Source organism: Escherichia sp. WS1118 (assembly GCF_046487695.1).
GTDB classification, from domain to species: domain Bacteria; phylum Pseudomonadota; class Gammaproteobacteria; order Enterobacterales; family Enterobacteriaceae; genus Escherichia; species Escherichia coli.
Genome location: NZ_JBJQIZ010000002.1, coordinates 456588 through 479537 on the forward strand (window position 1 = coordinate 456588; position 22950 = coordinate 479537).

The 22950-nt window shown below is 51.9% G+C and carries 24 protein-coding genes and 1 other annotated feature; of the genes, 17 read left to right on the forward strand and 7 right to left on the reverse strand.

Features of this window, described 5'->3' with window-relative positions; genetic code table 11:
- Positions 1-29: 29 nt before the first annotated feature.
- Complete coding sequence (gene deoD / locus ACJHYO_RS05525) at positions 30-749, forward strand: purine-nucleoside phosphorylase (RefSeq protein ID WP_000224879.1); 720 nt, start codon at positions 30-32, stop codon at positions 747-749.
- Between the two features lie 160 nt (positions 750-909).
- On the opposite strand, the gene ACJHYO_RS05530 is transcribed toward deoD, so the two are convergent.
- The 3 genes from ACJHYO_RS05530 to ACJHYO_RS05540 are packed head-to-tail and all read right to left on the reverse strand — an operon-like array spanning position 910 to position 2893.
- Positions 910-1173 carry a helix-turn-helix domain-containing protein gene (locus tag ACJHYO_RS05530; RefSeq protein WP_000566145.1) on the reverse strand — a complete coding sequence of 88 codons (264 nt, stop codon included), beginning with the start codon at positions 1171-1173 and terminating at the stop codon, positions 910-912.
- Positions 1174-1204: 31 nt separating this feature from the next.
- A complete protein-coding gene (gene lplA, locus ACJHYO_RS05535; protein ID WP_001682548.1) occupies positions 1205-2221 on the reverse strand; it encodes a lipoate--protein ligase LplA in 1017 nt (338 codons plus the stop codon).
- A 27-nt stretch (positions 2222-2248) separates the two neighbouring features.
- Entirely contained in the window at positions 2249-2893 is a 645-nt protein-coding gene (locus tag ACJHYO_RS05540; protein ID WP_000124608.1) for a YtjB family periplasmic protein, read from the reverse strand.
- A gap of 105 nt (positions 2894-2998) precedes the next feature.
- On the opposite strand from ACJHYO_RS05540, the gene serB reads away from it, so the two are divergent.
- The 5 genes from serB to nadS all read left to right on the forward strand — a co-directional run bounded on the left by serB (position 2999) and on the right by nadS (position 7361).
- A complete protein-coding gene (gene serB / locus ACJHYO_RS05545) occupies positions 2999-3967 on the forward strand; it encodes a phosphoserine phosphatase (protein WP_001132964.1) in 969 nt (322 codons plus the stop codon).
- 48 nt (positions 3968-4015) lie between these two features.
- Entirely contained in the window at positions 4016-5398 is a 1383-nt protein-coding gene (gene radA, locus ACJHYO_RS05550; protein ID WP_094259035.1) for a DNA repair protein RadA, read from the forward strand.
- 20 nt (positions 5399-5418) lie between these two features.
- The gene (gene nadR, locus ACJHYO_RS05555; RefSeq protein ID WP_000093834.1) at positions 5419-6651 is read left to right on the forward strand and encodes a multifunctional transcriptional regulator/nicotinamide-nucleotide adenylyltransferase/ribosylnicotinamide kinase NadR; all 1233 of its coding nucleotides are present in this window, start codon (positions 5419-5421) and stop codon (positions 6649-6651) included.
- Positions 6652-6742: 91 nt separating this feature from the next.
- Positions 6743-7075, forward strand: a complete 333-nt coding sequence (locus ACJHYO_RS05560; RefSeq protein WP_000513549.1) for a type II toxin-antitoxin system RelE/ParE family toxin — start codon at positions 6743-6745, stop codon at positions 7073-7075.
- Between the two features lies 1 nt (position 7076).
- Positions 7077-7361 (forward strand): NadS family protein, encoded by a 285-nt coding sequence (gene nadS, locus ACJHYO_RS05565; RefSeq protein ID WP_000007436.1) that lies wholly within the window; start codon positions 7077-7079, stop codon positions 7359-7361.
- Between the two features lie 55 nt (positions 7362-7416).
- On the opposite strand, the gene ettA is transcribed toward nadS, so the two are convergent.
- The gene (ettA, locus tag ACJHYO_RS05570) at positions 7417-9084 is read right to left on the reverse strand and encodes an energy-dependent translational throttle protein EttA (RefSeq protein ID WP_000046754.1); all 1668 of its coding nucleotides are present in this window, start codon (positions 9082-9084) and stop codon (positions 7417-7419) included.
- A 206-nt stretch (positions 9085-9290) separates the two neighbouring features.
- Here ettA and sltY point away from each other — a divergent pair, with 206 nt between their 5' ends.
- Together sltY and trpR are read left to right on the forward strand one after the other, a co-directional pair.
- Positions 9291-11228, forward strand: coding sequence for a murein transglycosylase (gene sltY, locus ACJHYO_RS05575; protein ID WP_001682549.1), 1938 nt, complete (start codon positions 9291-9293; stop codon positions 11226-11228).
- An 89-nt stretch (positions 11229-11317) separates the two neighbouring features.
- Positions 11318-11644 carry a trp operon repressor gene (trpR, locus tag ACJHYO_RS05580; RefSeq protein WP_000068677.1) on the forward strand — a complete coding sequence of 109 codons (327 nt, stop codon included), beginning with the start codon at positions 11318-11320 and terminating at the stop codon, positions 11642-11644.
- A 72-nt stretch (positions 11645-11716) separates the two neighbouring features.
- Here trpR and yjjX read toward each other — a convergent pair whose 3' ends face one another.
- Positions 11717-12244, reverse strand: coding sequence for an inosine/xanthosine triphosphatase (gene yjjX / locus ACJHYO_RS05585; protein WP_001531361.1), 528 nt, complete (start codon positions 12242-12244; stop codon positions 11717-11719).
- A 51-nt stretch (positions 12245-12295) separates the two neighbouring features.
- On the opposite strand from yjjX, the gene gpmB reads away from it, so the two are divergent.
- Positions 12296-12943 (forward strand): 2,3-diphosphoglycerate-dependent phosphoglycerate mutase GpmB, encoded by a 648-nt coding sequence (gene gpmB, locus ACJHYO_RS05590; protein WP_000942350.1) that lies wholly within the window; start codon positions 12296-12298, stop codon positions 12941-12943.
- Here gpmB and robA read toward each other — a convergent pair.
- Positions 12940-13809, reverse strand: coding sequence for an MDR efflux pump AcrAB transcriptional activator RobA (gene robA, locus ACJHYO_RS05595; protein ID WP_021531009.1), 870 nt, complete (start codon positions 13807-13809; stop codon positions 12940-12942). The two genes, gpmB and robA, sit on opposite strands and share 4 nt — an antisense overlap.
- 210 nt (positions 13810-14019) lie before the next feature.
- On the opposite strand from robA, the gene creA reads away from it, so the two are divergent.
- From creA to creD, 4 genes are read left to right on the forward strand one after another with little or no spacing between them, the layout of a single operon-like run.
- The gene (gene creA / locus ACJHYO_RS05600; RefSeq protein WP_000875487.1) at positions 14020-14493 is read left to right on the forward strand and encodes a protein CreA; all 474 of its coding nucleotides are present in this window, start codon (positions 14020-14022) and stop codon (positions 14491-14493) included.
- 12 nt (positions 14494-14505) lie between these two features.
- A complete protein-coding gene (creB, locus tag ACJHYO_RS05605) occupies positions 14506-15195 on the forward strand; it encodes a two-component system response regulator CreB (protein WP_001188687.1) in 690 nt (229 codons plus the stop codon).
- Positions 15195-16619: a two-component system sensor histidine kinase CreC gene (creC, locus tag ACJHYO_RS05610; protein ID WP_001219586.1), complete on the forward strand. Its 1425-nt coding sequence runs from the start codon at positions 15195-15197 to the stop codon at positions 16617-16619. Before creB ends, creC begins: the two co-directional genes overlap by 1 nt.
- Positions 16620-16676: 57 nt before the next feature.
- Positions 16677-18029: a cell envelope integrity protein CreD gene (creD, locus tag ACJHYO_RS05615; RefSeq protein WP_001357542.1), complete on the forward strand. Its 1353-nt coding sequence runs from the start codon at positions 16677-16679 to the stop codon at positions 18027-18029.
- A 59-nt stretch (positions 18030-18088) separates the two neighbouring features.
- On the opposite strand, the gene arcA is transcribed toward creD, so the two are convergent.
- On the reverse strand, positions 18089-18805 hold the full coding sequence (gene arcA, locus ACJHYO_RS05620; protein WP_001194358.1) for a two-component system response regulator ArcA: 717 nt from the start codon (positions 18803-18805) through the stop codon (positions 18089-18091).
- 95 nt (positions 18806-18900) lie between these two features.
- Between arcA and yjjY the strand changes: the two genes are divergently transcribed.
- The 4 genes from yjjY to thrA all read left to right on the forward strand — a co-directional run bounded on the left by yjjY (position 18901) and on the right by thrA (position 22949).
- Entirely contained in the window at positions 18901-19041 is a 141-nt protein-coding gene (gene yjjY, locus ACJHYO_RS05625; protein WP_001295754.1) for a protein YjjY, read from the forward strand.
- Between the two features lie 399 nt (positions 19042-19440).
- Positions 19441-20127 carry a tRNA/rRNA methyltransferase gene (locus tag ACJHYO_RS05630; RefSeq protein ID WP_001223137.1) on the forward strand — a complete coding sequence of 229 codons (687 nt, stop codon included), beginning with the start codon at positions 19441-19443 and terminating at the stop codon, positions 20125-20127.
- Positions 20128-20340: 213 nt separating this feature from the next.
- Positions 20341-20406 (forward strand): thr operon leader peptide, encoded by a 66-nt coding sequence (thrL, locus tag ACJHYO_RS05635; RefSeq protein WP_001386572.1) that lies wholly within the window; start codon positions 20341-20343, stop codon positions 20404-20406.
- Positions 20342-20461, forward strand: a sequence feature (Thr leader region). (Overlaps the previous gene by 65 nt.)
- 25 nt (positions 20462-20486) lie before the next feature.
- Positions 20487-22949 carry a bifunctional aspartate kinase/homoserine dehydrogenase I gene (thrA, locus tag ACJHYO_RS05640; RefSeq protein WP_001350366.1) on the forward strand — a complete coding sequence of 821 codons (2463 nt, stop codon included), beginning with the start codon at positions 20487-20489 and terminating at the stop codon, positions 22947-22949.
- The last annotated feature ends 1 nt before the right edge of the window (position 22950 follow it).

Below are 22950 nucleotides of genomic sequence, written 5' to 3' on the forward strand. Positions count from 1 at the left end.
CTTTAATATGTCACAAAAAGGATAAAACGATGGCTACTCCACACATTAATGCAGAAATGGGCGATTTTGCTGACGTAGTTTTGATGCCAGGCGACCCGCTGCGTGCGAAGTATATTGCTGAAACTTTCCTTGAAGATGCCCGTGAAGTGAACAACGTTCGCGGTATGCTGGGCTTCACTGGTACTTACAAAGGCCGCAAAATTTCCGTAATGGGCCACGGTATGGGTATCCCGTCCTGCTCCATCTACACCAAAGAACTGATCACTGATTTCGGCGTGAAGAAAATTATCCGCGTGGGTTCCTGTGGCGCTGTTCTGCCGCACGTAAAACTGCGCGACGTCGTTATCGGTATGGGTGCCTGCACCGATTCCAAAGTTAACCGCATCCGTTTTAAAGACCATGACTTTGCCGCTATCGCTGACTTCGACATGGTGCGTAACGCGGTAGACGCGGCAAAAGCACTGGGCGTTGATGCTCGCGTTGGTAACCTGTTCTCCGCTGACCTGTTCTACTCTCCGGACGGCGAAATGTTCGACGTGATGGAAAAATACGGCATCCTCGGCGTGGAAATGGAAGCGGCTGGTATCTACGGTGTCGCTGCAGAATTTGGCGCGAAAGCCCTGACCATCTGCACCGTGTCTGACCACATCCGCACTCACGAGCAGACCACTGCCGCTGAGCGTCAGACCACCTTCAACGACATGATCAAAATCGCGCTGGAATCCGTTCTGCTGGGCGATAAAGAGTAATTGTGTTTTGCTGAAAAGCGATTGTCGTGTGAAGCCGGAGTGGGAGACTGCTCCGGCTTTTTAGTATTTATTCATCAATAGCAACTGATTTATAGATTTACTATTATTTTTCATATGGATAGAAAATAAAATCCATTCAAGTATCTATTCACGAATCTATTCATTTATGTTCAGCAGTCATCCAGGAAGGGCATATCAGCAACTCTGGTGGACAACCATAAATTCCTGCCATTTTGCTTTTGATGTTTGAACTAAGCCGTTCCGTCTTTTCGATCTGTTTTAGAGAATTAATGGAGATACCTAACATTTTACTTACTTCAGCAAGTGATAGTTTATGCCTGATACGCACGGCGGTTAGCCAGGATATACCCTGGCTGAACATTAAATTGATAATCTCCCGTTCCTGGTTTTCCAGATCGATCATATTTCCTTCCCTGGATATTTTAATCAGCGAGTTACCTTACCGCCCCTGCCATCCACGCTGACAACTCCCGTAGCTCTTTTTCCTGTTCCGGGAAGTCAACCAGCAGCGCTTCGCACTCCTGTTGCAGCATATCCGCGCGGTACAGACAGCCTTGCAGTCGCCCGGCGAGGGCTTCCAGCGGCGCGGGGTTGAGGCTGTCGGTAAACACCTGGGCGCGGGTGATATGGCCTTTTTCAACGTCGAAATGCAGTTCCACGCCGCCCCAGGTAAAGCGTTCATCCAGCAGATGCGAGAATGCCGGAGCCTGACCGAAGTTCCATTCCCAGCTACTCTGGCGGGCAAAGGTTTCGGTGAAGTTTGGCAAGTCTGGCGTTTTGTCCAGGGAGATGATTTCCGCTTCCACGCGCTCGCCATAATGGGCGAAAAAGGCCTCGGTTATGGCCTCGCAAACCTGCTCATGGGTGATCCCCGGTAGCAATTCGGTCAGATTGGTCACGCGGGAACGCACTGAGGTAATGCCTTTCGCCGCCAGTTTCTTTTTATCCGGATTGAGATAGTTTGCCAGGCGGCTAAGGTCGGAATTGAGCAGCAAAGTGCCGTGGTGGAAGCCACGATCTTTGGTTTCGCGATAGGCCGAGCCTGAGACTTTGCGATCGCCTTCGGCGGTTTTCACCACCAGATCGTTACGCCCGGAAGCTTCGGCGCTGACGCCGAGCGCGTTCAGCGCATTGAGCACAATCGACGTGGAGATAGTTTTATCGTACTCCGGCTTGCCAGCCATAAAGGTAAAACAGGTATTGCCGAGATCGTGGAACACTGCGCCGCCACCGCTACTGCGCCGCGCCAGGCGGACGTTATCTTCTTCCATCCGCCGGGTATTACACTCTTTCCACGGGTTCTGCGCGCGACCAATCACTACCGTGTCGGCATTGCGCCAGAGAAACAGAACGCGCTGCGTAGCCGGCATCTGGCGAAAAATACACTCCTCTACCGCCAGGTTAAACCACGGGTCGTAAGAGTCAGAGATGAGCAGGCGTAATGTGGACATAACGATTTCCTTTCTTGTAGTAATGGGTCACTCTTTTTTCTCGCTTTCTTCCTCTTCCGGCACCGGTTTACTGGCGGTTAACAGGAAGGGCGATTGCTGCCAGCGGGTGCGTTTACCCTGTAGCAGCGTGCGGGTCAGCACTACGCCGATTGCCAGCGAGAGCAGCAACATCAGGCGTAAAATGTTAGTGGTGTTATCCACCTGTTGGGCTTCGGTGGCGAGCGTATGGGTGTCGAGCGTCAGGCGCAGATAGCCGAGCGGTCCGTTTTTACCCGCAATGGGTTCGACAATCTGCTGGTTAAAATAGCCGCCCGCTTTTTTGCCGTCGAGCGCCAGTCGGTCGCGCACGTCGACGCTTTCGCCAGAACGGGCGATAAGATCGCCTTGCTCATCATATACGCCTGCGTCGAGAATGCGGCTTTCATCCGTTAACTGATCGAGGATCGCCTGAATGCGTTTTTCATCCGGTGAGTCGGTACGCATCAGCGGTGCAACGTTTAGCGTCACCTGCCGCGCCAGGGTGCGGGCCAGTTCTTCCAGTTGCGGATTACGCTGTCGCTGGTGGTTTTGACTAAACCATGACGCCCCCTGCATCAGCGCCACTAACAAGGCAAGACAGAACAGGACAATCACTGCCCGATGCAGCCGGAATTTCAGTTTTGTGCGAGCCATCTTCCACCCTTTGAAAATTTGAGACTTAATGTTGCCAGAAGCAATGGATACAAGGTAGCCTCATGCGTTATTTTCCCTGCTTCGAACGATTTTACAGGAGCCTTAATGCCTAACATTACCTGGTGCGACCTGCCTGAAGATGTCTCTTTATGGCCTGGTCTGCCTCTTTCATTAAGTGGTGATGAAGTGATGCCACTGGATTACCACGCAGGTCGTAGCGGCTGGCTGCTGTATGGTCGTGGGCTGGATAAACAACGTCTGACCCAATACCAGAGCAAACTGGGCGCGGCTATGGTGATTGTTGCCGCCTGGTGCGTGGAAGATTATCAGGTGATTCGTCTGGCAGGTTCACTCACTGCGCGGGCTACGCGCCTGGCCCATGAAGCGCAACTGGATGTCGCGCCGCTGGGGAAAATCCCACACCTGCGCACGCCGGGGTTGCTGGTGATGGACATGGATTCCACCGCCATCCAGATTGAATGTATTGATGAAATTGCCAAACTGGCCGGAACGGGCGAGAGGGTGGCGGAGGTAACCGAACGGGCGATGCGCGGCGAACTCGATTTTACCGCCAGCCTGCGCAGCCGCGTGGCGACGCTGAAAGGCGCTGACGCCAATATTCTGCAACAGGTGCGTGAAAATCTGCCGCTGATGCCAGGCTTAACGCAGCTGGTACTCAAGCTGGAAACGCTGGGCTGGAAAGTGGCGATTGCCTCCGGCGGCTTTACTTTCTTTGCTGAATACCTGCGCGACAAGCTGCGCCTGACAGCCGTGGTAGCCAATGAACTGGAGATCATGGACGGTAAATTTACCGGCAATGTGATCGGCGACATCGTTGACGCGCAATATAAAGCGAAAACCCTGACCCGCCTCGCGCAGGAGTATGAAATCCCGCTGGCGCAGACCGTGGCGATTGGCGATGGAGCCAATGACCTGCCGATGATCAAAGCGGCAGGGCTGGGGATTGCCTACCATGCCAAGCCAAAAGTGAATGAAAAGACGGAAGTCACCATCCGTCACGCTGACCTGATGGGGGTATTCTGCATCCTCTCTGGCAGCCTGAATCAGAAGTAATTGTCCGCCCGTCATCCTGCGGGCGGCACAGCATTAACGAGGTACATCGTGGCAAAAGCTCCAAAACGCACCTTTGTTTGTAATGAATGCGGGGCCGATTATCCGCGCTGGCAGGGGCAGTGCAGTGCCTGTCATGCCTGGAACACCATCACCGAGGTGCGTCTTGCAGCGTCGCCAACGGTGGCGCGTAACGAGCGTCTCAGCGGCTATGCCGGTAGCGCCGGAGTGGCAAAAGTCCAGAAACTTTCCGACATCAGCCTTGAAGAGCTGCCGCGTTTTTCCACCGGATTTAAAGAGTTCGACCGCGTATTAGGCGGCGGCGTGGTGCCGGGAAGCGCCATTCTGATTGGCGGTAACCCTGGTGCGGGGAAATCCACGCTGTTGCTGCAAACGCTGTGCAAACTGGCGCAGCAGATGAAAACGCTGTATGTCACCGGCGAAGAGTCGCTGCAACAGGTGGCAATGCGCGCTCATCGCCTTGGCCTGCCGACTGACAATCTTAATATGCTGTCGGAAACCAGCATCGAGCAGATCTGCCTGATTGCCGAAGAAGAGCAACCGAAGCTGATGGTAATTGACTCCATCCAGGTGATGCATATGGCGGATGTACAATCATCGCCTGGCAGCGTGGCACAGGTGCGTGAAACGGCGGCTTATCTGACGCGCTTCGCCAAAACGCGCGGTGTGGCGATTGTCATGGTCGGGCACGTAACCAAAGATGGCTCGCTGGCTGGCCCTAAAGTGCTGGAACACTGTATCGACTGTTCGGTGCTTTTGGATGGTGATGCCGACTCACGTTTTCGCACCTTACGCAGCCATAAAAACCGCTTCGGCGCGGTGAATGAGCTGGGTGTCTTCGCAATGACCGAGCAGGGGCTGCGTGAAGTCAGCAACCCTTCGGCAATTTTCTTAAGTCGCGGCGATGAAGTGACCTCCGGTAGCTCAGTGATGGTAGTGTGGGAAGGAACGCGTCCGCTGCTGGTGGAGATTCAGGCGCTCGTCGATCACTCGATGATGGCGAATCCACGCCGCGTGGCAGTCGGGCTGGAGCAAAACCGTCTGGCAATCCTGCTGGCGGTGCTTCACCGTCACGGTGGTCTACAAATGGCCGATCAGGATGTGTTTGTTAACGTGGTCGGTGGCGTGAAGGTGACGGAAACCAGTGCCGATTTAGCGTTACTGCTGGCGATGGTTTCCAGCCTGCGTGACAGACCGCTACCGCAGGATCTGGTGGTGTTTGGTGAAGTCGGGCTGGCAGGGGAGATCCGCCCGGTGCCTAGCGGCCAGGAACGAATCTCAGAAGCGGCGAAACACGGTTTTCGCCGGGCAATTGTTCCGGCAGCTAACGTGCCGAAAAAAGCGCCGGAAGGGATGCAGATTTTTGGCGTTAAAAAACTCTCCGACGCGCTTAGCGTGTTCGACGACTTATAATGAGAGATACGGAGGGAGATATGTCGTCATTTGATTACCTGAAAACTGCCATCAAGCAACAGGGCTGCACGCTACAGCAGGTAGCTGATGCCAGCGGTATGACCAAAGGGTATTTAAGCCAGTTACTGAATGCCAAAATTAAAAGCCCCAGCGCACAAAAGCTGGAGGCATTGCACCGTTATTTGGGACTTGAATTTCCCCGGCAGAAGAAAACGATCGGTGTCGTATTCGGTAAGTTTTACCCGCTGCATACTGGACATATCTACCTTATCCAGCGCGCCTGTAGCCAGGTTGACGAGCTGCATATCATTATGGGTTTTGACGATACCCGCGACCGCGCATTGTTCGAAGACAGCGCCATGTCGCAGCAGCCAACCGTGCCGGATCGTCTGCGCTGGTTATTGCAGACCTTTAAGTATCAAAAAAATATCCGCATTCATGCTTTTAACGAAGAGGGCATGGAACCGTATCCACATGGCTGGGATGTGTGGAGCAACGGCATCAAAAAGTTTATGGCCGAAAAAGGCATTCAGCCGGACCTGATCTACACCTCGGAAGAAGCCGATGCGCCGCAGTATATGGAACATCTGGGGATCGAGACGGTGCTGGTCGATCCGAAGCGTACCTTTATGAGTATCAGCGGTGCGCAGATCCGCGAAAACCCGTTCCGCTACTGGGAATATATTCCTACGGAAGTTAAGCCGTTCTTTGTGCGTACCGTGGCGATCCTTGGCGGCGAGTCGAGCGGTAAATCCACCCTGGTAAACAAACTTGCCAATATCTTCAACACTACCAGTGCATGGGAATATGGTCGCGATTATGTCTTTTCACACCTTGGCGGTGATGAGATTGCGTTGCAGTATTCCGACTACGATAAAATCGCGCTGGGACACGCGCAATATATTGATTTTGCAGTGAAATATGCCAATAAAGTGGCGTTTATCGACACCGATTTTGTCACTACCCAGGCGTTCTGCAAAAAGTACGAAGGGCGTGAGCATCCGTTCGTGCAGGCGTTGATTGATGAATACCGTTTCGATCTGGTGATCCTGCTGGAGAACAACACGCCGTGGGTGGCGGATGGTTTACGCAGCCTCGGCAGTTCGGTGGATCGCAAAGAGTTCCAGAACTTGCTGGTGGAGATGCTGGAAGAGAACAATATCGAATTCGTGCGGGTTGAAGAGGACGATTACGACAGCCGTTTCCTGCGCTGCGTGGAGCTGGTGCGGGAGATGATGGGGGAGCAAAGATAATCATCTTTATAAGATGTTGAGTGGGATTACTGATTTAAAAGTGTACTTAGTACTCCATTTCGGTGTACAATGTACCCCCCAGGGAGGGGTAATGGGTAAGGCGATAATATTTATAGAGACGCCAATATTTACGCGTCAGATCAAGCAGATTGCAACCGATGATGAATTAAAGGAATTACAAAAAGAACTCATCGGAACTCCCGATAAAGGTGATCTCATTCAGCAGACTGGTGGATTGCGTAAAGTCCGAATGGCTGCGGGTTCACAGGGAAAAAGTGGCAGTGTCAGAATAATTTACTTTCTGGCGACGGAAGAGATTATTTATTTGATTATGGCCTATCCGAAAAATGCCAAAGATAGTCTGACAGATACGGAAAAAGCTCAACTAAAGAAGTTGACGAAACTGCTCAAAGGCGAGATATAAAATGAGTTTTTTTGATGAGTTGAAAACCTCTCTGGAAGAGGCTGTCGAGATTAAACAAGGTTTAAAAGAACCTGCACGGGTGACCCGCTACGAAATTGCGGATGTTAAAGCTATTCGTGAGCAACTCAACGTTTCTCAAAGTGAGATGGCAAAAGCTCTGGGAACCAGTGTGGATACCATTAAAAGCTGGGAATCGAAGCGAAGAAATCCTACGGGATTGGCTGCAAAAGTACTTGCCACAATTAAAGAAAATCCTGCCTTTTTCCGGGAACTTGCTTCCCATTAATCATTTAACTAATACCGGATGCGATGCTGGTGCGCCGCATCCGGCATTTTACGCATTACTTCGCAATACGCTTGTACTTGATACGCTTCGGCTCCAGCGCGTCTGCGCCCAGCGTGCGTTTCTTGTACTCTTCGTACTCGGTAAAGTTACCTTCGAAGAACTCAACTTTACCTTCATCCTGGTAATCCAGAATGTGGGTGGCGATACGGTCGAGGAACCAACGGTCGTGCGAGATAACCATCGCGCAGCCCGGGAACTCCAGCAGGGCGTTTTCCAGTGCGCGCAGGGTTTCGATATCCAGGTCGTTGGTTGGTTCGTCGAGCAGCAGCATGTTGCCGCCAACCTGCAGCAGCTTCGCCAGATGCAGACGACCGCGCTCACCGCCGGAGAGTTCGCCAACGCGTTTACCCTGATCAACCCCTTTAAAGTTAAAGCGGCCAACGTAGGCGCGGCTTGGCATCTCGGTGTTGCCGATCTTCATGATATCCAGCCCGCCGGAAACTTCTTCCCAAACGGTTTTGCTGTTATCCATTGAGTCACGGAACTGATCAACCGACGCCAGTTTCACCGTTTCACCCAAAGTGATGGTGCCGCTGTCCGGCTGTTCCTGACCAGAGATCATACGGAACAGCGTCGATTTACCCGCACCGTTCGGACCGATGATCCCGACGATCGCTCCTTTCGGGATCGAGAAGCTCAGGGAGTCAATCAGCAGACGATCACCATAGGATTTACGCAGGTTGCTGACTTCCAGCACTTTATCGCCCAGACGCGGTCCAGGTGGAATAAACAGTTCGTTGGTTTCGTTACGTTTCTGATATTCGGTGCTGTTGAGTTCTTCAAAGCGCGCCAGACGTGCTTTACCTTTTGACTGACGGCCTTTAGTTCCCTGACGTACCCACTCCAGCTCTTTCTCGATCGACTTACGACGCGCCGCTTCTTGTGAAGCTTCCTGCGCCAGACGCTGATCTTTCTGCTCCAGCCAGGAGGAGTAGTTACCTTCCCACGGGATACCTTCACCGCGGTCAAGTTCGAGGATCCAGCCCGCAACGTTATCGAGGAAGTAACGGTCGTGGGTAATCGCCACCACGGTGCCTTCGAAGTCGTGCAGGAAGCGTTCCAGCCACGCTACGGATTCCGCATCCAGGTGGTTGGTCGGTTCGTCGAGCAGCAGCATGTCTGGTTTTTCCAGCAGCAGGCGGCACAACGCCACGCGACGACGCTCACCACCGGAAAGGTTAGCGATTTTCGCGTCCCAGTCCGGCAGACGCAGCGCATCCGCCGCACGCTCCAGCTGAACGTTCAGGTTGTGACCGTCGTGAGCCTGAATGATCTCTTCCAGACGGCCTTGTTCAGCGGCCAGCTTGTCAAAATCGGCATCCGGATCGGCATACAGCGCATACACTTCATCCAGGCGTTTCAGGGCGTTAACCACTTCAGAAACCGCTTCTTCAATGGACTCACGAACGGTGTGTTCCGGGTTCAGCTGCGGTTCCTGCGGCAGATAACCAATCTTGATGTCTGGCTGCGGACGCGCTTCACCTTCGATGTCTTTATCAATGCCCGCCATAATGCGCAGCAGGGTGGACTTACCCGCGCCGTTCAGACCCAGGACACCAATTTTTGCCCCAGGGAAGAAACTCAGAGAGATGTTTTTCAAAATATGACGTTTCGGCGGAACAACTTTGCCGACACGATGCATGGTATAAACGAATTGAGCCACGTTGGACTTCGCCTCTATGTTTATCGTGATGATGAGTTTTCAAAGGCGAAGTGTAGCCTGTTTCCCTGTCTAATCCCAGCCAGTCGATCACCCCGTAAAAGTAAAAAAGTGTCCGTAACGTGGCGTAAACGGCAATGACTGGTTAGCATAAATCTATTACGCGGCATGACGCTGCATTGATGTATTGACACTTAGAGGATGCGCTTGTGGAAAAAGCCAAACACGTTACCTGGCGGCTGTTGGCTGTCGGTGTCTGTCTGCTGACGGTCAGCAGCGTGGCGCGAGCCGACTCACTGGATGAGCAGCGTAGCCGTTACGCGCAAATTAAGCAGGCCTGGGATAATCGACAAATGGATGTGGTCGAACAAATGATGCCTGGACTGAAAGATTACCCACTTTATCCCTACCTGGAATACCGCCAGATCACTGATGACCTGATGAATCAACCGGCGGTGACGGTCACTAACTTTGTTCGCGCTAACCCCACGCTTCCTCCCGCTCGCACGCTGCAATCTCGTTTCGTCAATGAACTGGCGCGGCGTGAAGACTGGCGTGGCTTGTTAGCCTTTAGCCCGGAAAAGCCCGGAACTACCGAAGCGCAATGTAATTACTACTATGCGAAATGGAACACCGGGCAGAGTGAAGAAGCCTGGCAAGGGGCGAAAGAGCTGTGGCTAACCGGCAAGAGCCAGCCTAACGCCTGTGACAAGTTATTTAGCGTCTGGCGTGCGTCAGGTAAACAAGATCCGCTGGCGTATTTAGAGCGTATCCGTCTGGCGATGAAAGCGGGTAACACCGGCCTGGTAACAGTGCTGGCAGGGCAGATGCCTGCCGATTACCAGACTATCGCTTCGGCAATCATTTCACTGGCGAACAACCCTAATACGGTACTGAGCTTCGCGCGTACAACCGGCGCGACCGATTTTACCCGTCAAATGGCGGCGGTGGCGTTTGCCAGTGTGGCGCGGCAGGATGCTGAAAATGCACGGCTGATGATCCCGTCGCTTGCTCAGGCACAGCAGCTTAATGAAGATCAGATTCAGGAGCTGCGCGATATTGTCGCATGGCGTTTGATGGGCAACGATGTCACCGACGAGCAGGCGAAATGGCGCGATGACGCGATTATGCGTTCGCAATCTACTTCGCTTATTGAACGCCGTGTGCGAATGGCGCTTGGCACCGGCGATCGTCGCGGCCTGAATACCTGGCTGGCGCGTCTGCCTATGGAAGCGAAAGAGAAAGATGAATGGCGTTACTGGCAGGCGGATTTATTGCTGGAACGCGGACGTGAAGCTGAAGCAAAAGAGATTTTGCATCAACTCATGCAACAGCGTGGTTTCTACCCGATGGTTGCTGCACAACGCATCGGCGAAGAGTATGAGCTGAAGATTGATAAAGCGCCGCAGAATGTTGACAGCGCCCTGACTCAGGGGCCGGAGATGGCGCGCGTGCGCGAGTTGATGTACTGGAATCTCGATAACACCGCGCGTAGCGAGTGGGCCAATCTGGTGAAGAGCAAGTCAAAAACAGAGCAGGCTCAACTGGCTCGGTATGCTTTCAATAACCAATGGTGGGATCTTAGCGTTCAGGCAACGATCGCCGGGAAGCTGTGGGATCATCTGGAAGAGCGATTCCCGCTGGCTTACAACGATCTTTTCAAACGCTACACCAGTGGTAAGGAGATCCCGCAAAGCTATGCGATGGCGATTGCCCGTCAGGAGAGTGCCTGGAATCCGAAAGTGAAATCACCGGTAGGGGCCAGCGGCCTGATGCAGATTATGCCTGGTACCGCGACCCATACGGTGAAGATGTTCTCTATTCCCGGTTATAGCAGCCCTGGGCAATTGCTGGATCCGGAAACAAACATCAACATTGGCACCAGTTACCTGCAATATGTTTATCAGCAGTTTGGCAATAACCGTATTTTCTCCTCAGCAGCTTATAACGCCGGACCAGGGCGGGTGCGAACCTGGCTTGGCAACAGCGCAGGGCGTATCGACGCAGTGGCATTTGTCGAGAGTATTCCATTCTCCGAGACGCGCGGTTATGTGAAAAACGTGCTGGCTTATGACGCTTACTACCGCTATTTCATGGGGGATAAACCGACGTTGATGAGCGCCACGGAATGGGGACGTCGTTACTGATCCACACGTTTATGATATGCTATCGTACTCTTTAGCGAGTACAACCGGGGGAGGCATTTTGCTTCCCCCGCTAACAATGGCGACATACTATGGCCCAACAATCACCCTATTCAGCAGCGATGGCAGAACAGCGTCACCAGGAGTGGTTACGTTTTGTCGACCTGCTTAAGAATGCCTACCAAAACGATCTCCATTTACCGTTGTTAAACCTGATGCTGACGCCAGATGAGCGCGAAGCGTTGGGGACTCGCGTGCGTATTGTCGAAGAGCTGTTGCGCGGCGAAATGAGCCAGCGTGAGTTAAAAAATGAACTCGGCGCGGGCATCGCGACGATTACGCGTGGATCTAATAGTCTGAAAGCCGCGCCCGTCGAGCTGCGCCAGTGGCTGGAAGACGTGTTGCTGAAAAGCGATTGATTTTGTAGGCCTGATAAGACATGGCGCATCAGGCATCGTGCACCGAATGCCGGATGCGGCGTGAACGCCTAATCAGGCCTGCAATGGCTGATACACGGCATTATGAAACGGACTCAGCGCCAGGATCACCGCCTGGTGATAGACGCTGGTGCGAGTGAGTTTCCCGGCGGTAAACACGCCGATCGCCCCTTCCTTACGACCAATCTCATCAATACCGGTATAACGCGACATCACGGGACCAAGCGCCTCACCTTCACGCACTTTTTCCAGAATCACCGCAGGCAACGGCAAAGTAGCCGAACGCGCCTCGCCGCGCTGGCTGGCGTTTTCTATCACCACCCAACTGAAAGTGCTGTCACCATCGATGCCAGCTTCAATCGCCACCCAAAAATCAGCCTCAGGAAGTAAACGGCGGGCATTGGCTACCCTATTTCGTGCGCCAGCGCGCGTTTCCTCACTGCCAAAGGGCTGTTCCGGTACACCGCTCTCGACGGCAACGGATGCAATATGGCAGGATCCTTCGCCGAAGATCTCGTGAAATGCCTGCAGAATGGCCTGAATTTTAGCGGGATTGGTGGTCGCACAGACAACTTGGTGCATAATCAGCATTACTCAGAAAATTAACGTTACAGCAGTATACGGAAAAAAAGCATGTTACAGGTATACCTAGTCCGCCACGGTGAAACGCAGTGGAACGCCGAGCGACGTATTCAGGGCCAGTCTGACAGCCCGCTGACCGCCAAAGGTGAGCAACAGGCGATGCAGGTGGCAACCCGTGCCAAAGAGCTTGGCATTACGCATATCATCAGTAGCGATTTAGGACGGACCCGGCGCACGGCGGAAATCATCGCCCAGGCCTGCGGCTGTGACATCATCTTTGATTCTCGCCTGCGTGAATTAAATATGGGTGTACTGGAAACAAGAAATATCGATTCACTCACCGAAGAAGAAGAGAACTGGCGTCGGCAACTGGTCAATGGCACCGTTGACGGGCGTATTCCTGAAGGCGAGTCAATGCAGGAGCTCAGCGATCGCGTTAATGCGGCACTGGAATCTTGCCGGGACTTACCGCAGGGAAGCCGACCGCTACTGGTGAGCCATGGTATTGCACTGGGATGCCTGGTGAGTACGATTCTCGGATTACCAGCATGGGCAGAGCGCCGCTTACGTCTGCGTAACTGTTCTATTTCGCGCGTGGATTATCAGGAAAGCTTGTGGCTGGCGTCTGGCTGGGTGGTTGAAACCGCAGGGGACATCTCGCATCTGGATGCCCCTGCATTAGATGAGCTGCAGCGTTAACGACGGATCGGAATCAGCAGTTCACAGCGCAGATTAATTGGGCGATCTCCCGCTTTGGCATCTTCTGCCGGGTAGTATCGCTCAATATCCTGACCTTTACGGCGCGTCAGGTTAAGCATTGGCATGCACGTTCCGTATACCGTCAGGATAAACTCCTGCACGCCGGTTCCCAGACCTTCATAGGTAAACATCACATATTCGCCGCCTTGCAGCATCACCGGATGCCCGGTCAATACATAGCCATCTGCCTGATCCTGTGCTAATGCGGTGGTATAGAACACCTCTTGCTCGTCGTCTTTATCCTGACTCGGACGCGTTTCATTCAGGCCGTAGAGCACCGGCGGAATGGTCGGCGCGTTGCCGAGAAAATCGTGCCAGAACTGGTAGCGCATTTCATGGCGGAAATCAGAGATTTGCTCCAGCGAACAGGAGTAGCTCTGGGTAACACCAATCAGCGGCGTATCTTCCAGAGTGACAAATTTGTGCTCTGGCATAGTGAATTCACCCAGACGTAGCGGCGGGCGAATACCAAAGGCGCTCCATTCAGGAGAACGGCGGTAAAGTGCAGGAGTCTGGGCAAACTGCTTCTTGAAAGCGCGGGTAAATGTCTGTTGAGAGTCGAAGCGGTATTGCAGCGCGATGTCCAGAATCGGACGCGCAGTCAGGCGTAGTGCGACCGCCGATTTCGACAAACGACGAGCACGAATATACGCGCCAATAGCATGGCCAGTGACATCTTTAAACATTCTCTGTAAGTGCCACTTGGAATAACCTGCTTTCGCCGCTACATTGTCGAGCGACAGGGGATGATCCAGATGACCTTCCAGCCAGATTAAAAGGTCGCGAATAATGCCGGCCTGATCCATAAAATATCCTCATCCTTTCAACAACGAGCACCTGACATCAGGTAATTGGATAATAGCATTTTTTGCTGTTTTAGCATTCAGTGTTTTTTTCTTAGTCGAGTATGTTTTAGGTCTTGACGGAAATAAAAGTATTGAGATTTTGTTCTTAATCAATATGTTATTTACCGTGACGAACTAATTGCTCGTGTAATAGATAAAAATGGTAACGATATGAAATACAAGCATTTAATCCTGTCTTTAAGCCTGATAATGCTGGGGCCATTGGCTCATGCAGAAGAGATTGGTTCGGTCGACACCGTATTTAAAATGATCGGCCCGGATCACAAAATTGTTGTTGAAGCCTTTGACGATCCCGATGTGAAAAATGTCACCTGTTATGTGAGCCGGGCGAAAACCGGTGGTATTAAAGGGGGATTGGGCCTGGCAGAAGATACCTCCGATGCGGCCATTTCTTGTCAACAAGTCGGGCCGATTGAACTGTCGGATCGTATTAAAAACGGCAAAGCTCAGGGCGAGGTAGTATTCAAAAAACGCACGTCCCTGGTCTTTAAGTCGTTACAGGTCGTGCGCTTTTATGACGCTAAACGCAACGCGCTCGCTTATCTGGCTTACTCCGACAAAGTTGTAGAAGGTTCGCCGAAAAACGCGATTAGCGCGGTTCCTGTCATGCCGTGGCGGCAATAACAGAGGCGATTTATGCAACGGGAAACGGTCTGGTTAGTCGAAGACGAGCAAGGGATAGCCGATACGCTGGTCTACATGTTGCAACAGGAAGGTTTTGACGTCGAGGTCTTTGAGCGAGGCTTGCCAGTGCTGGATAAAGCTCGCCAGCAGGTTCCCGATGTCATGATTCTCGATGTTGGTTTGCCTGATATCAGCGGCTTTGAATTGTGCCGCCAGTTACTGGCGCTCCATCCGGCGTTACCTGTACTGTTCCTGACGGCCCGAAGTGAAGAGGTCGATCGCCTGCTTGGGCTGGAAATTGGCGCTGACGACTACGTGGCTAAACCGTTTTCACCTCGCGAAGTGTGCGCCAGAGTGCGCACCTTACTGCGTCGGGTGAAGAAGTTCTCGACGCCGTCTCCCGTTATCCGTATTGGTCATTTTGAATTGAATGAACCTGCGGCGCAGATCAGCTGGTTTGACACGCCATTAACGCTGACGCGGTATGAGTTTTTATTGCTGAAGACGTTACTCAAGTCGCCGGGCCGCGTCTGGTCCCGCCAGCAACTGATGGATAGCGTGTGGGAAGATGCGCAGGACACCTACGATCGCACCGTCGATACCCACATTAAAACGCTGCGTGCCAAGCTGCGCGCCATCAACCCCGATCTTTCACCGATTAATACTCATCGCGGCATGGGATATAGCCTGAGGGGCCTGTAATGCGTATCGGCATGCGGTTGTTGCTGGGCTATTTTTTACTGGTGGCGGTGGCGGCCTGGTTCGTACTGGCTATTTTTGTCAAAGAAGTTAAACCGGGCGTGCGAAGAGCAACCGAGGGGACGTTAATCGACACCGCAACGTTGCTGGCGGAGCTGGCGCGTCCCGATTTGCTCTCTGGGGACCCAACGCATGGGCAACTGGCGCAGGCGTTTAATCAGCTACAACATCGCCCGTTTCGCGCCAATATCGGTGGCATTAACAAAGTGCGCAACGAATATCATGTCTATATGACCGATGCGCAGGGCAAAGTATTGTTCGATTCGGCAAATAAAGCCGTTGGACAGGATTATTCGCGCTGGAATGACGTCTGGCTAACGTTGCGTGGTCAGTATGGTGCGCGCAGCACGTTGCAAAATCCTGCCGATCCCGAAAGTTCTGTGATGTATGTTGCCGCGCCGATTATGGACGGCTCGCGGCTTATTGGCGTTTTGAGCGTAGGCAAACCGAACGCGGCGATGGCTCCGGTCATTAAGCGTAGCGAGCGGCGAATTTTATGGGCCAGCGCCATTTTGTTGGGGATTGCACTGGTGATTGGCGCAGGCATGGTTTGGTGGATCAACCGCTCTATTGCCCGGCTCACTCGCTATGCTGATTCCGTCACTGACAATAAGCCCGTTCCTCTCCCCGATCTCGGTAGTAGCGAGTTGCGTAAACTCGCGCAGGCGCTGGAAAGTATGCGCGTGAAGCTGGAAGGGAAAAACTATATTGAGCAGTATGTTTATGCGTTAACTCATGAGCTAAAAAGCCCACTGGCGGCGATTCGTGGCGCGGCGGAAATTTTACGCGAAGGTCCGCCGCCGGAAGTGGTGGCTCGTTTTACCGACAACATTCTGACGCAAAATGCGCGAATGCAGGCACTGGTGGAAACGTTACTACGCCAGGCAAGACTGGAGAATCGTCAGGAAGTCGTTCTGACTGCTGTTGATGTGGCGGCATTATTTCGCCGCGTCAGCGAAGCGCGCACCGTGCAGTTGGCAGAAAAAAACATCACTTTGCATGTTATGCCTACTGAGGTTAACGTTGCTTCTGAACCGGCGTTACTGGAGCAGGCGCTGGGGAATTTACTGGATAACGCCATCGATTTTACTCCCGAGAGCGGTTGCATAACGCTAAGCGCCGAAGTGGATCAGGAATACGTCACCCTTAAGGTGCTGGATACCGGTAGTGGGATTCCTGACTACGCGCTGTCACGTATTTTTGAACGCTTTTACTCTTTGCCGCGTGCAAATGGGCAAAAAAGCAGCGGTCTGGGGTTGGCGTTTGTCAGTGAGGTCGCCCGTTTGTTTAACGGCGAAGTCACGCTGCGCAACGTGCAGGAAGGTGGCGTGCTGGCCTCGCTTCGACTTCACCGTCACTTCACATAGCTTCAAATTCTTCCCACATAGCCTTCGTATCCTGCTGCCATTGCAAAGGAGAAGACTATGTTGAAATCCCCCCTGTTCTGGAAAATGACCACCTTGTTTGGTGCAGTATTGCTGTTGTTGATTCCGATAATGCTGATTCGGCAGGTGATTGTCGAACGTGCCGATTACCGTAGCGATGTGGAAGATGTGATTCGCCAAAGTGCCAGCGGGCCGCAAAAACTCGTTGGGCCGCTCATCGCTATTCCTGTGACCGAGCTTTATACGGTGCAGGAAGACGATAAAACCGTGGAGCGGAAACGAAGTTTTATTCATTTTTGGTTACCTGAGTCATTGATGGTTGATGGCAATCAGAATGTGGAAGAACGCAAGATAGGCATCTATACCGGTCAGGTCTGGCACAGTGATTTAACGCTAAAAGCCGATTTCGATGTTTCGCGTCTTCGCGAACTCGACGCGCCAAATATCACCTTAGGCAAGCCATTTATTGTGATTAGCGTCGGGGATGCGCGTGGTATTGGTGTGGTGAAAGCGCCTGAAGTTAACGGTACGGCGCTGACCATTGAACCCGGCACCGGGTTAGAGCAAGGCGGGCAGGGCGTGCATATCCCTTTACCCGAAGGGGACTGGCGCAAGCAGAACCTGAAGCTGAATGTGGCGCTGAATTTAAGCGGTACCGGCGATCTTTCTGTGGTGCCTGGCGGGCGTTATAGCGAAATGACCTTAACCAGCAACTGGCCGCATCCCAGTTTTTTAGGTGATTTTCTACCAGCCAAACGGGAAGTTAGCGAGTCAGGTTTTCAGGCGCAATGGCAAAGTAGCTGGTTTGCTAATAATCTCGGTGAGCGTTTTGCTTCAGGCAATGATACCGGCTGGGAAAACTTCCCCGCGTTTAGCGTCGCAGTGACGACGCCAGCCGATCAATACCAATTAACGGACCGGGCGACTAAGTACGCCATTCTGCTGATTGCGCTGACTTTTATGGCATTCTTTGTTTTTGAAACGCTCACCGCGCAACGTTTACACCCAATGCAATATTTGCTGGTGGGGCTTTCATTGGTGATGTTTTATTTGCTCTTGCTGGCGCTTTCTGAACATACCGGTTTTACCGTGGCATGGATAATCGCCAGTCTGATTGGGGCGTTAATGAACGGTATTTATTTGCAGGCGGTATTGAAAGGCTGGCGTAATAGCATGTTGTTTACCCTCGCGCTGTTGTTGCTGGATGGTGTGATGTGGGGACTGCTCAACTCTGCCGATAGCGCGCTGTTGTTGGGAACCAGTGCACTGGTGGTGGCGCTGGCCGGCATGATGTTTGTGACCCGTAATATCGACTGGTATGCGTTTTCACTGCCGAAAATGAAAGCCAGTAAAGAAGTTACAACGGACGATGAATTACGTATCTGGAAATAAGGTAGAAAAATAAAAACGGCGCTAAAAAGCGCCGTTTTTTTTGACGGTGGTAAAGCCGATTAATCTTCCAGATCACCGCAGAAGCGATAACCTTCACCGTGAATGGTGGCGATGATTTCCGGCGTATCCGGCGTAGATTCGAAATGTTTACGAATACGGCGGATCGTCACGTCTACAGTACGGTCGTGCGGTTTCAGCTCACGGCCAGTCATTTTCTTCAGCAGTTCAGCACGGGACTGAATTTTGCCTGGGTTTTCACAGAAGTGAAGCATGGCGCGGAACTCGCTGCGCGGCAGCTTGTACTGCTCGCCATCAGGGCCGATCAACGAACGGCTGTTGATGTCCAGTTCCCAACCATTGAACTTGTAGCTTTCAACGCTACGACGTTCTTCGCTGACAGTACCCAGATTCATGGTACGGGACAGCAGGTTGCGTGCACGAATAGTCAGTTCACGCGGGTTGAACGGTTTGGTGATGTAGTCATCTGCACCGATTTCGAGGCCGAGAATTTTATCGACTTCGTTGTCACGGCCAGTCAGGAACATCAACGCAACATTCGCCTGCTCGCGCAGTTCACGCGCTAACAGAAGACCGTTCTTACCCGGCAGATTGATATCCATGATCACCAGGTTGATGTCATATTCAGAGAGGATCTGATGCATTTCCGCGCCATCTGTCGCTTCGAAAACATCATAGCCTTCCGCTTCGAAAATACTTTTCAACGTGTTGCGTGTTACCAACTCGTCTTCAACGATAAGAATGTGCGGGGTCTGCATGTTTGCTACCTAAATTGCCAACTAAATCGAAACAGGAAGTACAAAAGTCCCTGACCTGCCTGATGCATGCTGCAAATTAACATGATCGGCGTAACATGACTAAAGTACGTAATTGCGTTCTTGATGCACTTTCCATCAACGTCAACAACATCATTAGCTTGGTCGTGGGTACTTTCCCTCAGGACCCGACAGTGTCAAAAACGGCTGTCATCCTAACCATTTTAACAGCAATATAACAGGCTAAGAGGGGCAGGACACCCAATAAAACTACGCTTCGTTGACATATATCAAGTTCAATTGTAGCACGTTAACAGTTTGATGAAATGATCGTATCTAAATGCTAGCTTTCGTCACATTATTTTAATAATCCAACTAGTTGCATCATACAACTAATAAACCTGGTGAATCCAATTATCGAGATTTATTTTTTATAAAATTATCCTAAGTAAACAGAAGGATATGTAGCATTTTTTAACAATTCAATCGTTAGTATAGTCAGGAAATAGTTTAGCCTTTTTTAAGCTAAGCAAAGGGCTTTTCCTGCGACTTACGTTAAGGATTTGTAAATTCGCAACGCGTAATAAGTTGACAATGATCACCCTGTTCGCGGTTATTTGGTCAAGAAGAGTGGCAATATGCGTATAACGATTATTCTGGTTGCACCCGCCAGAGCAGAAAATATTGGGGCAGCGGCGCGGGCAATGAAAACGATGGGTTTTAGCGAACTGCGGATTGTTGATAGTCAGGCACACCTGGAGCCAGCCGCCCGTTGGGTCGCACATGGATCTGGTGATATTATTGATAATATTAAAGTTTTCAAGACACTGGCTGAATCGTTACACGATGTCGATTTCACTGTTGCCACCACTGCGCGCAGTCGGGCGAAATATCATTACTACGCTACGCCAGTAGAACTGGTGCCGCTGTTAGAGGAAAAATCTTCATGGATGAGCCATGCCGCTCTGGTGTTTGGTCGCGAAGATTCCGGGCTGACTAACGAAGAGTTAGCGTTGGCTGACGTTCTTACTGGTGTGCCGATGGTGGCGGATTATCCTTCGCTCAATCTGGGGCAGGCAGTGATGGTCTATTGCTATCAATTAGCAACATTAATACAACAACCGGCGAAAAGTGACACAACGGCAGACCAACATCAACTGCAAGCTTTACGCGAACGAGCCATGACATTGCTGACGACTCTGGCAGTGGCAGATGACATAAAACTGGTCGACTGGTTACAACAACGCCTGGGGCTTTTAGAGCAACGAGACACGGCAATGTTGCACCGTTTGCTGCATGATATTGAAAAAAATATCACCAAATAAAAAACGCCTTAGTAAGTGATTTTCAGCTTTTCATTCTGACTGCAACGGGCAATATGTCTCTGTGTGGATTAAAAAAAGAGTGTCTGATAGCAGCTTCTGAACTGGTTACCTGCCGTGAGTAAATTAAAATTTTATTGACTTAGGTCACTAAATACTTTAACCAATATAGGCATAGCGCACAGACAGATAAAAATTACAGAGTACACAACATCCATGAAACGCATTAGCACCACCATTACCACCACCATCACCATTACCACAGGTAACGGTGCGGGCTGACGCGTACAGGAAACACAGAAAAAAGCCCGCACCTGACAGTGCGGGCTTTTTTTTCGACCAAAGGTAACGAGGTAACAACCATGCGAGTGTTGAAGTTCGGCGGTACATCAGTGGCAAATGCAGAACGTTTTCTGCGGGTTGCCGATATTCTGGAAAGCAATGCCAGGCAGGGGCAGGTGGCCACCGTCCTCTCTGCCCCCGCCAAAATCACCAACCATCTGGTAGCGATGATTGAAAAAACCATTAGCGGCCAGGATGCTTTACCCAATATCAGCGATGCCGAACGTATTTTTGCCGAACTTCTGACGGGACTCGCCGCCGCCCAGCCGGGATTTCCGCTGGCACAATTGAAAACTTTCGTCGACCAGGAATTTGCCCAAATAAAACATGTCCTGCATGGCATCAGTTTGTTGGGGCAGTGCCCGGATAGCATCAACGCTGCGCTGATTTGCCGTGGCGAGAAAATGTCGATCGCCATTATGGCCGGCGTGTTAGAAGCGCGTGGTCACAACGTTACCGTTATCGATCCGGTCGAAAAACTGCTTGCAGTGGGGCATTACCTCGAATCTACCGTTGATATTGCTGAATCCACCCGCCGTATTGCGGCAAGCCGCATTCCGGCTGACCACATGGTGCTGATGGCTGGTTTCACTGCCGGTAATGAAAAAGGCGAGCTGGTGGTTCTGGGACGCAACGGTTCCGACTACTCCGCTGCGGTGCTGGCGGCCTGTTTACGCGCCGATTGTTGCGAGATCTGGACGGATGTTGACGGTGTTTATACCTGCGACCCGCGTCAGGTGCCCGATGCGAGGTTGTTGAAGTCGATGTCCTACCAGGAAGCGATGGAGCTTTCCTATTTCGGCGCTAAAGTTCTTCACCCCCGCACCATTACCCCCATCGCCCAGTTCCAGATCCCTTGCCTGATTAAAAATACCGGAAATCCTCAAGCACCAGGTACGCTCATTGGTGCCAGCCGTGATGAAGACGAATTACCGGTCAAGGGCATTTCCAATCTGAATAACATGGCAATGTTCAGCGTTTCCGGCCCGGGGATGAAAGGGATGGTTGGCATGGCGGCGCGCGTCTTTGCAGCGATGTCACGCGCCCGTATTTCCGTGGTGCTGATTACGCAATCATCTTCCGAATACAGCATCAGTTTCTGCGTTCCACAAAGCGACTGTGTGCGAGCTGAACGGGCAATGCAGGAAGAGTTCTACCTGGAACTGAAAGAAGGCTTACTGGAGCCGCTGGCAGTGACGGAACGGCTGGCCATTATCTCGGTGGTAGGTGATGGTATGCGCACCTTGCGTGGGATCTCGGCGAAATTCTTTGCCGCACTGGCCCGCGCCAATATCAACATTGTCGCCATTGCTCAGGGATCTTCTGAACGCTCAATCTCTGTCGTGGTAAATAACGATGATGCGACCACTGGCGTGCGCGTTACTCATCAGATGCTGTTCAATACCGATCAGGTTATCGAAGTGTTTGTGATTGGCGTCGGTGGCGTTGGCGGTGCGCTGCTGGAGCAACTGAAGCGTCAGCAAAGCTGGCTGAAGAATAAACATATCGACTTACGTGTCTGCGGTGTTGCCAACTCGAAGGCTCTGCTCACCAATGTACATGGCCTTAATCTGGAAAACTGGCAGGAAGAACTGGCGCAAGCCAAAGAGCCGTTTAATCTCGGGCGCTTAATTCGCCTCGTGAAAGAATATCATCTGCTGAACCCGGTCATTGTTGACTGCACTTCCAGCCAGGCAGTGGCGGATCAGTATGCTGACTTCCTGCGCGAAGGTTTCCACGTCGTCACGCCGAACAAAAAGGCTAACACCTCGTCGATGGATTACTACCATCTGTTGCGTCATGCGGCGGAAAAATCGCGGCGTAAATTCCTCTATGACACCAACGTTGGGGCTGGATTACCGGTTATTGAGAACCTGCAAAATCTGTTAAATGCAGGTGATGAATTGGTGAAGTTCTCCGGCATTCTTTCAGGTTCGCTTTCTTATATCTTCGGCAAGTTAGACGAAGGCATGAGTTTCTCCGAGGCGACCACACTGGCGCGGGAAATGGGTTATACCGAACCGGACCCGCGAGATGATCTTTCTGGTATGGATGTGGCGCGTAAGCTATTGATTCTCGCTCGTGAAACGGGACGTGAACTGGAGCTGGCGGATATTGAAATTGAACCTGTGCTGCCCGCAGAGTTTAACGCCGAGGGTGATGTCGCCGCTTTTATGGCGAATCTGTCACAGCTCGACGATCTCTTTGCCGCGCGTGTGGCGAAGGCCCGTGATGAAGGAAAAGTTTTGCGCTATGTTGGCAATATTGATGAAGATGGCGTCTGCCGCGTGAAGATTGCCGAAGTGGATGGTAATGATCCGCTGTTCAAAGTGAAAAATGGCGAAAACGCCCTGGCCTTCTATAGCCACTATTATCAGCCGCTGCCGTTGGTACTGCGCGGATATGGTGCGGGCAATGACGTTACAGCTGCCGGTGTCTTTGCTGATCTGCTACGTACCCTCTCATGGAAGTTAGGAGTCTGAC